7 protein-coding genes are annotated in these 9,615 nt (G+C 60.5%); 3 read left to right on the top strand and 4 right to left on the bottom strand.

Annotated elements, in window-relative coordinates; genetic code table 11:
• Positions 1-349: 349 nt before the first annotated feature.
• Complete coding sequence (locus tag NW835_RS13195) at positions 350-601, top strand: ferredoxin-thioredoxin reductase variable chain (RefSeq protein WP_414364941.1); 252 nt, start codon at positions 350-352, stop codon at positions 599-601.
• Here NW835_RS13195 and NW835_RS13190 read toward each other — a convergent pair.
• Positions 598-1,071, bottom strand: a complete 474-nt coding sequence (locus NW835_RS13190; protein ID WP_414364942.1) for a phycobilisome protein — start codon at positions 1,069-1,071, stop codon at positions 598-600. The genes NW835_RS13195 and NW835_RS13190 overlap by 4 nt on opposite strands.
• A gap of 229 nt (positions 1,072-1,300) precedes the next feature.
• On the opposite strand from NW835_RS13190, the gene ftsH reads away from it, so the two are divergent.
• A complete protein-coding gene (gene ftsH / locus NW835_RS13185; protein ID WP_414415525.1) occupies positions 1,301-3,217 on the top strand; it encodes an ATP-dependent zinc metalloprotease FtsH in 1,917 nt (638 codons plus the stop codon).
• Positions 3,218-3,351: 134 nt separating this feature from the next.
• Here ftsH and glgP read toward each other — a convergent pair whose 3' ends face one another.
• From glgP to NW835_RS13170, 3 genes are all read right to left on the bottom strand, one after another.
• A complete protein-coding gene (glgP, locus tag NW835_RS13180) occupies positions 3,352-5,553 on the bottom strand; it encodes an alpha-glucan family phosphorylase (RefSeq protein ID WP_414364945.1) in 2,202 nt (733 codons plus the stop codon).
• A gap of 415 nt (positions 5,554-5,968) precedes the next feature.
• Positions 5,969-7,165 carry a SpoIID/LytB domain-containing protein gene (locus NW835_RS13175; RefSeq protein ID WP_414415524.1) on the bottom strand — a complete coding sequence of 399 codons (1,197 nt, stop codon included), beginning with the start codon at positions 7,163-7,165 and terminating at the stop codon, positions 5,969-5,971.
• Between the two features lie 269 nt (positions 7,166-7,434).
• Complete coding sequence (locus NW835_RS13170; protein ID WP_414385803.1) at positions 7,435-7,962, bottom strand: nucleoside deaminase; 528 nt, start codon at positions 7,960-7,962, stop codon at positions 7,435-7,437.
• A 199-nt stretch (positions 7,963-8,161) separates the two neighbouring features.
• On the opposite strand from NW835_RS13170, the gene NW835_RS13165 reads away from it, so the two are divergent.
• Complete coding sequence (locus NW835_RS13165; RefSeq protein WP_414399120.1) at positions 8,162-9,403, top strand: HhoA/HhoB/HtrA family serine endopeptidase; 1,242 nt, start codon at positions 8,162-8,164, stop codon at positions 9,401-9,403.
• Positions 9,404-9,615 lie beyond the last annotated feature (212 nt).

Raw genomic sequence — 9,615 nt, 5'->3', positions numbered from 1 at the left:
ACCGTTCGCGTCAGCGGCGCGTAGCGCTTAAGCCCGCTCCGTACCGCTGAGCGGTCGGAGTCGGGTAGTTTACGAGGCTAAGTACCCCGACTGATCGCGTCAGCGGGCTTGGGGCTCTTGGTCAGCAATTGGCAGGAGTAGCAATGCCAGCCTCGCAACTGCAAGCTAGGCGCGAGACCAGCCTGGCCAAGCTTCGCAAGGAACGCCGGAGGGCAACCACTCGAAGGAGTTTGCATGAGGTCGCTACTGGCAAGCAGCTATGGCAAAATGCCAACTTGGGAGATTGCCAATTTTTGACGTTCAACGGTTGGAGGGCACGGCTCCTAACAGCGCCGTGTAATGGTGTGTGATGAAAGTCGGAGATCGAGTGCGGGTGCGTACCAGCGTGATCGTCTATCACCACCCGGAGCATCGCAATCAACCTTTTGACCTCAAAGGGATGGAGGGAGAAGTGACGGCTGTGATCCAAGACTGGAACGGTCGCCCGATCAGCGCTAATTTTCCCTTTCAGGTGCAGTTTGGGAATAAGTTCCGCGCCCATCTCCAGGCCGACGAGCTGGAGGTGATCGAGTCGAGCCCCTCCTCCGAGACTGCAGCCTAGGTGAGACCCAGCAGGGTACGGTTGGTTTCCAGGATCGGCTGGATCAAAGCAAACTCCGCGGGGGTGAGGTACTTGGCTATCACCTCTTGCAAGAAGCGGTAGGTGGCCTCACAACTGCGCTGGGTGCGGAAGGCCCGCATCAAGGTCTGAAACCAGTAGAGAAATCGCTCCTTGTAGCGCTGCTCATCGTCTAGGAGCATGGCCAAAGCTGAGAGACGCAAAACCCGCACCGTGTCAGCCTTCCATTTGTTGCTGAAGTCTTCTACTCCCCGCATGAGCAAGTAGGGATCCAAGGCCCGCAGCTTTGCCTCCACCTCGCGGATAATCTCGGCCTCCGCCTCCTGGATTTTGCGATAGGCGCCCAGGCGCAGCTCAAAGGAGGCCAGGTAGGTCTCCATGAACTGCATCTCTTCATCTCTGAGGTAGCGTCCGTCGGCAGCCAGGCTCAGTTGGCGCAGTTGAGTCAACATGGGGATTCCCTAGAAAACCAAGGAAAGAGGGGAAATGCCGCCCTTTCGCCCCCGATCCTAGCCGCAAGCCCGTTGACAAAAGTGCGCGATCCTACGGATCTTCGGCTATTCTCCCTAGCCTCTTAGCCGGGTTAATATTAATTAATAGTCTATCGTTGCAGGAATCCACTCGACCCCAGATGCCATCTGTGAGTTCGATAAAAAGCACCCTTTGGGAGGAAATGCTTCCGTGAGTCAGAAAGGTAAAAACAAAAAATGGAGAAGTGCCGGGTTGTATGCGTTGCTGGCCATTGTCTTGATCTCGCTGGCCACAACCTTCTTCGGCACCCGTCCGGCTGAGCGTCTGGAGATTAGCTACTCCGACCTAATAAGCCGCGTGGAACGGGGCGAGGTCAGCAAAGTCTTGGTCGAGATTGCCCCCGATGGCCGCCAAATCGCCATTGCCGAGGCGGAAATCAACAACCGCGCCACCCAAGTGCAGGTCAACCTGCCTCCCCTCACCCCCGATTTTGAGAACACCTTGCTTTCCCAAGGGGTGGAGCTGGCGGTGCGCCCGGTTCAGGAGGAGGGTCTGCTTGGGCGCATCCTCAGCACCTTCCTCTTGCCCGTCCTGCTGCTGCTTGGCCTGTTTTTCCTGCTGCGCCGAGCCCAGAACGGCCCTGGCAGCCAAGCGCTCAACTTCGGCAAGTCGAGGGCGCGGGTGCAGATGGAGCCAAAAACTCAGGTTACCTTCAACGATGTGGCCGGCGTTGACCAGGCCAAGCTGGAGCTGGCGGAGGTAGTGGACTTTTTGAAAAACCCTGAGCGGTACAACGCTCTAGGCGCTAGGATCCCGCGCGGGGTGTTGCTGGTTGGCCCCCCAGGTACGGGTAAAACCCTGTTGGCCCGTGCTGTGGCCGGAGAGGCGGGTGTGCCCTTCTTCTCCATTTCCGGTTCCGAGTTTGTGGAGATGTTTGTTGGGGTAGGGGCCTCGCGGGTGCGGGATCTGTTCGAGCAGGCCAAGCAAAATGCCCCTTGTATTGTCTTCATCGACGAAATCGATGCCGTGGGTCGGCAGCGGGGAGCCGGCTTGGGAGGTGGCAACGACGAGCGGGAGCAAACCCTGAACCAGTTGCTGACCGAGATGGACGGCTTTGAGGGCAACTCCGGCATCATCGTTATCGCCGCCACCAACCGCCCCGATGTGTTGGACGCGGCGCTGCTGCGGCCCGGTCGCTTTGACCGCCAAGTAACGGTGGATCGCCCTGACTTCCAGGGCCGCCTGGAGATCCTCAAAGTGCATGCCCGCGGCAAAACCCTGGCCGCCGATGTGGATCTGGAGAAATTGGCCCGCCGCACCCCTGGGTTTACCGGCGCAGACCTGGCCAACCTGCTCAACGAAGCGGCCATCCTGGCGGCCCGCCGCAACCTCACGGAGATCTCGATGGACGAGATCAACGACGCCGTGGATCGGGTGCTGGCTGGCCCAGAGAAGAAAGATCGCCTCATGAGCGAGCGGCGCAAGGAGCTGGTGGCCTACCACGAGGCAGGACACGCCCTGGTGGGATCCCTCTTGCCCAACTACGATCCCATTCAAAAGGTCACCATCATTCCCCGTGGCCAGGCAGGCGGCCTCACCTGGTTTATGCCTAGCGATGACGACATGGGCCTGACCACCCGTGCCCACTTGAAAAACATGATGACTGTTGCCCTGGGGGGCCGGGTGGCGGAGGAGGTCGTCTATGGCGAGGCGGAGGTGACCACGGGGGCAGCCAGCGACCTACAGCAGGTGGCCCGCATTGCCCGCAACATGGTCACCCGCTTTGGCATGAGTGACCGCCTAGGCAACGTGGCCCTGGGCCGCCAATATGGCAACATCTTCCTAGGCCGTGAGATTGCTGCCGAGCGGGATTTCTCTGAGGAGACGGCGGCCCTCATCGACGAAGAGGTGCGGCGACTGGTGAATGAGGCCTACCAGCGGGCCACCTACCTGATCCGGGAAAACCGCGCCCTCTTGGATCGCATCGCCCGCCGCTTGGTGGAGGCCGAAACCATCGATGGAGAAGAGCTGCAGGCAATCATCGATAGCTCAGAGGTGGTGATGCTGCCGCCTGAGGAGGAGCCGGAGCCGCTGACCTTCCCGGTAACCCTCAACGCCAGCGCCTAGACCTGGGATCCCTGCCTTTCCCCTTGAGGAGGGCAGGGATCTCACTTTTTGCATGATGATAGCCATCTCCCCTCTCCCTCTGGGAGAGGGGCTGGGGGTGAGGGCCATTCCTCTGGGAGAGGGGCTGGGGGATCCTAGCTAACCACAGCCGAACCTGAGAAAGTCCGGCTCACCTCTGCTTCCAGGGGCTGAGGCTCGTAGATTTTCAACACGTACTCAGCCACCATGCGGTCGGTGTTGAAAACCGGGTTGAGGGTGCGGATTGCTTCTTTCATGCGGGCAATCCAGCGGCGCGGGATCCCTTTTTCATCCCGGTCGTAGAACATGGGGATAATCTCGTATTCCAATACATCGTAGAGGGAGTTGGCGTCCAGATCGTCTTGGGTGGCTGGGTCCAGGCCTTCGATTTCTTGGCCGATGGCCCAGCCATTGCGGCCGTTGTAGCCTTCGGGCCACCAGCCATCCAAAACAGATAGGTTAAGCCCCCCGTTGAAGCCCACTTTTTGCCCGGAGGTGCCGGAGGCCTCCAGAGGACGCCGCGGGGTGTTGAGCCACAGATCCACTCCTTGGATCAAATTGCGGCTGACGTAGGCATCGTAATTCTCAATAAAGGCAACCCGGTGAGCCACCTCAGGTCGATTCGACCATTCCACCACCCGTTGGATCAGGCGCTTGCCTTCTTCGTCCCGCGGGTGCGCCTTGCCGGCAAAGATAATTTGCACGGGGTACTCTTTGTTGGTGAAGATGCGAGTGACGCGCTGCAAATTTCGCAGGATTAGATCTCCCCGCTTGTAGGTGCTAAAGCGCCGGGCAAACCCAATCGTCAAGATCTTGGGATCCAACAACTGGTTGACAGCCTGAATGCGCTCGTTGCTTTCGCCGCGGTTGCGCCGCGCCCGCAACACCCGATGACGGGTAAAAGACACCAACCGCTCGCGCAGGGCTTCCTTGCGCCGCCACAGCTCCTCATCGGGAATTTCTTCCACCTTGGCCCACAGCTCCGGATCCGATACCCGCTCCGGCCAGTCGGGACCCAGGTATTGGTCGTAGAGGTTCCAGAAGAGGGGGGCAACCCAGGTGCGGGCGTGAACCCCGTTGGTAATGGAGCCGATGGGCACCTCATCCACCGAGCGCTCGGGGTAGAGCACATGCCACATCTGGCGAGAGACGCGCCCATGTAACTTGCTCACCCCATTGGCTGCCCGCGCATAGCGCAAGGCCAGCACCGTCATGTTGAAGGGCTCCCAGGGATCCCCGCCGCGCCGCGCTCCCAGAGCCAAAAACTGCTCCCGCGTCAAGCCCAGTTGTGGCCAGAAAGAGGCAAAGAAGGCATCCATCTCGTTGGGGCTGAAAGCATCGTGGCCAGCCGGCACCGGCGTGTGAGTGGTGAACACACATTTCTCCCGCACCTTGGCCTCTGCTGCCTCAAAGGGCGTGCCCCGCGCCACCTCCTCTCGCAGCAGCTCCAGGGTCAAGAAGGCGGCATGCCCCTCGTTCATGTGATAGACCATGGGATCCAGGCCCAACTGGCGCAGCAGGCGCACCCCCCCGATGCCGAGGATACACTCCTGGGCAATGCGCGTATCGGTGCTGCCGCCGTAGAGATGGGCAGTAATCCAGCGGTCGATGGGATCATTCTCCGGCAGGTTGGTATCCAGCAGGAAGAGGGGCACCCGGCCCACATCCACCCGCCAGGCGTGTGCCTTCACCAGCCGCTGCCGCATTACCACTTCCACCAACAGAGGGCTGCCGTCCGGCTGCCGCACCAGCGTCAGGGGCAGCGATTCGAACTGAGAATCTTCGTAGAGCTCCCCTTGCCAGCCGCTGTTGTCCAGGCGCTGCTGGAAGTAGCCTTGGCGGTAGAGCAGTCCCACACCCACCAGCGGCACCCCCAGATCGGAGGCGGACTTGAGGTGATCGGCGGCCAACATGCCCAGGCCTCCGGAGTAGGTGGGCAAAGACTCGTGTAGGCCATACTCAGCGCAGAAGTAGGCAATGGGGCGCTGCCAGTCGTAGGTTTTCATGGTGCGTCTGGCCCAGGTATCCTCGGCCGCCATGTACTTGCGATAGGCCTGCACCATGCGATTGAGCGTGTTGAGGTAGTTGACGTCAGTAGCCAAGGCCGCCAAGCGTAAGTAAGAAACCTCCTCTAGCATGCGCACCGGGTTATGGGAGGTTTTTTCCCACAGGGTGGGATCCATTTCCCGAAAAATGGTGAGATGATCGGGGTTCCAAGTCCACCAATAGTTGCGGGCAATCTCGCACAAAGGGGTAAGCGCCTGCGGCAGCGCCGGGCAACGTTCAGGAAAAGCGGGGGCTAAGGTGGCAAGGGACATAGGGCAGATACCTGAGGTTAAAGCTATGGGCTCGAAAAAGAAGAGGTAGAGGTCGATCCCCGTAAACGTATCTCAATTAATAATTATTGAGTTGATCCTGAGGATCCGCAAAAGAGAATTCAAGATTTCTACAAAATCTTTGGGAGACGCAACTCAGCTTTTGCGGGGCTTTCCTCGATCTTGCCACAGTGGCGTGGAGCCCTCAAAGACAGCGACCACCAGCAGACCAGCTTTCGATTCCGCCGCACTCAAGAGATGGTGTGGCATCAGAGTTGACAAGATCTGCAGAACCCCACCGAACTCTCAGGAAACCTCTCCAGAGCAATCAAAATGTTGCTAACCACAAACCCTCAAAAACTACAGCTACTTTTGCTACCAATCGGTTATTTTCTGGGTCTTTTCCCGAAGTTGAGCTCTAGCGTCCCTCCACCACGGCCAGGCGGGTGTTGCGGTAGTAGTGGCTGAGGATCTGTTGGTAGGAGTAGTTTTGGCTGGCCAGGGCGGCAGCTCCCCACTGGCTCATGCCTACCCCGTGCCCGTAGCCGCGCCCTTGGATCTCGAAGAAAGCCGGGAAGGTTGCCGCAACAGGGGTCAGGCTGGCTGTGGTGGCCGTCTCCCCGCGGGGGCTGATGGCGATCATCGTGCTGCGCAACCCCAGGGCTCGCCGGAATTCGCTGCCGCTGACGTCTTTGCTGCCTTGGGATCCCAGCAGGCGCAGGGTGATGGCCCGTCCCCAAGGGGATCGGCGCAGGATCTCGACGGAGCGAATCGCCCCGATCCCGTCAGCCAACTGCTGGAGCTGTTGGGCAGAAATGGTAGCCGTCCAGCTAAACACGGGTGACTGCTGGTCGAAATCCGGCACCCCTTGCAAGTAGGGCCGCGACTCTAGCCAAACATTGCCGGCATCATCCGTGTGGCCGCCGCTGGAGGAGTGGAAAACCGCGTTGATCAACTGCCCCTGGTGGATAAGCACCTGGCCAGCCGTCTCGCGGGCTGCCGCTTGGGTGCGGTTGGATTCGGCAGCCACCCCTTTGTAAACCTGCCAATCGATGCCATTTCCCAAGTCGAAAGGCTGCTGGGAGCGACGACTGCGGTGGTAGAGGGCATAGGTGCGGGAGGCCACGGCTTGGGCTTTGAGGGCCTCCATCGGGAAACGGTGCCCCATCTCGCTGCCCACCACACTGGAAACGTAGTCCTCCAAGCCAACTTGGTTGATGGCGATCACCCCACTCTCGCCGGGGATCAGCTCCACCCAGCCGCGGTACCAGTTCTGGTCGATGAACACCAGCCCATCGGGGGTGGTGGGCTGTAGGTAAAGGCGTTCTCCCTGTTGGCCAGCCAAACTGACCGCCGAGCCTATCCGGCTGGCCTGCAGCGGCTGCATGGCCGGAACTTCGGCCAGTGGCCGTCCCTGGGCATCCAACAGGCGGGCCGGGGCAGAGCTGCCAAGCCTGACCTGCGGCTTGTTGATGGCAATCCCCACCCGCAGCAGCACCCGCGCCTGCACCGGGAAGGCGAAGCAGAGCCAGGCCCAGACCAGAAGGCCGATCCCCCTCAGCCAAGCCGAGGGCAGCGGAGACACAACCGGAGAGGAAAAGAGGGCTACACTCACACGTCACTCCTCTGGGTAGAGACCACCTATGAGCAGCGGATTCCATGCCCACCGATGGGGGAGGAAGGGATCCACCAGAAAATCTACAAAGCAAGGCCTGAGGAGGCAGATCTCAAAACCCACCCGAAACTCAAGCCGCTGCCTGTCCTAGGGGATCCCGGCCAGCCGCTCGCGTTAGCGGGCCGGAGGCCTTAGCCGATATGACAGTATCAAAAACCTCTCGCGGATGCACGACTTCAAGCCGACCTTTTTGTCGCCCAAGTTCCCCATTAGGTTGCCAGGGGAATCCCCCGCCGGCGGCTAAACCACTGCTGCAACAGGCGACGACACTCGGCCTCGCAAACCCCACCGATGACCTCTGGGCAATGGAAGCTGGCGGCAGAAGCGGGCACATTGAGCACGCTGCGCAGCGCGCCGGCCTTGGGATCGTCAGCACCGTAGATCACCTGGGCCAGCCGCGCTTGGCTAATCGCCCCCGCACACATGGGGCAGGGCTCGAGGGTGACATATAGCCGACAGCCTTGCAACTGCCAGTTGCCCAGGCGCTGCCCTGCCTGCCGTAGGGCCAAAATCTCTGCGTGGGCCGTGGGATCCCGATCCCGTTCCCGCCGGTTGCCGCTCAGGGCCAACAACTCTTCCCCCGGCCCCACCACCAGAGCTGCCACCGGCACCTCCCCAGCTTCTCCTGCCCGCTCGGCTTCTCGCAGGGCCAACTGCATCCAGGCGCGGTGGCGCTGCCACGGATCCCGCCCCTGGGGCAACAAAGAGGGGAGCTTGCTCGAATTGCCGATCGTCATTGGGCGTTTGAGCACTGCCGTTGCCCGCCAGATTTGCTAAGTTGAGCCCAAAGCTCTCACCAATCTAGAGGAATGGGTGAGGGTGGGTAGAATAGACGTAAGGTTGGACTGGGCTGGCGTCAGTTGGCAGATTTGGCGCAGGTTCTTTCCATCTTCGCATTTGTTTTCTCGGCAATACGGCTTAGCTTTGGGAGGGATCATGGCGCGGCTTCTACGGCAAACACTTCTGGCAATGACTTTGTTTGGCGGCGGCGTTGCCTACGGGGTTTGGTTGTCCTCGCCAAGGGGGCAGGAATGGTTGCAGCAAACTCCTCTTGCCAGCTGGACGCGGCAGATCCACGAAGAAATGAGATCCCTTCTGCCCTCGTCGGTGTCCCGTCCCGCAGCCGAAGGTTCTGCTTCTCCTGCCGATGCCGTACATCCCTCCAACTTTATTGCCGCTGTTGCCCAAAAGGTCGGCCCAGCGGTGGTGCGCATCGACGCCACCCGCACCGTAGCCAGCCCCATCGATCCCGAGCTGTTTAACCAGCCCCTGTTCCGCCGCTTCTTTGGGGGACAAATCCCGCAACTGCCGCAGGAGTTTCAGCAGGAAGGCACCGGATCCGGATTCATCATCGACGCCAACGGCCTCATCCTTACCAACGCCCACGTGGTGGAGGGTAGCGAGCGGGTTAGGGTTCATCTGCTGGATGGGCGCACCTTTGAAGGGCAAGTCAAAGGCTCCGATCCGGTGACCGACATCGCCGTGATCCAGATCGAGGGCGAAAATCTGCCCACCGTTACCTTGGGCAACTCCGACCGGGTGCGGCCAGGAGATTGGGCCATCGCCATCGGCAACCCGCTGGGCCTGGACAACACCGTAACGGCGGGGATCATCAGCGCCGTCGGGCGCTCCTCTGGCCAAATTGGGGCCGCCAACAAGCGGGTGACGTTCCTGCAAACGGATGCGGCCATCAACCCCGGCAACTCGGGCGGCCCACTGCTGGATGCAGAAGGTCGGGTTATTGGAGTGAATACAGCTATTTTCCAGCGGGCCCAAGGGGTGGGCTTCGCCATTCCCATCAACCGCGCCATGGAAATTGCCGAGCGACTGATCCGCGATGGTCGGGTGGACCACGCCTTCCTGGGCATTCGCATGATTACCCTCGATCCCGATTTGGTGGCGCGCCTCAACCGCGACCCGGCCCGCCCCACCCCCCTGACGGTGCAAGAAGGGGTGTTGATCGGGCAGGTGATTCCCGGATCTCCCGCTGAGCAAATTGGCCTGCAGGAAGGGGATGTCATTGTCGAGATCGACGGCCAGGCCATTCGCGACGCCGAGCAGGTACAGCAGTTGGTGGAAGCCGCAGGGGTGGGTAAGAAGCTGACGCTGCGGGTCATCCGCGATGGGCAGGCGCGCACCTTCCAGGTGAAAACGGGGGTGCTGCCGGTGGGTTCTTGAGCAGGTAAGCTGGGATCCCGGCCCCGGCTAAACCCATGGCAAGGCAAGCTCACCTTATTCTTAGCAAGCTCCCCTACGACGACTTAGCTTAATCGGTGGGAAGCGCTGCACTGTATTGGTGAATTGTGTTTACAGTCGTTACGAACTACCCCACCGCGCAGGCAGGTGGGGTTTCCTCACCCGCTTGACAGCAGAGCTTTTGTCTCTTCTTC

The sequence above is a fragment of the Synechococcus sp. OH2 genome, from assembly GCF_047462155.1.
In the GTDB taxonomy this organism is placed as follows: Bacteria; Cyanobacteriota; Cyanobacteriia; order Thermostichales; family Thermostichaceae; genus Thermostichus.
This window is presented reverse-complemented; position numbering and strand designations above follow the sequence as displayed.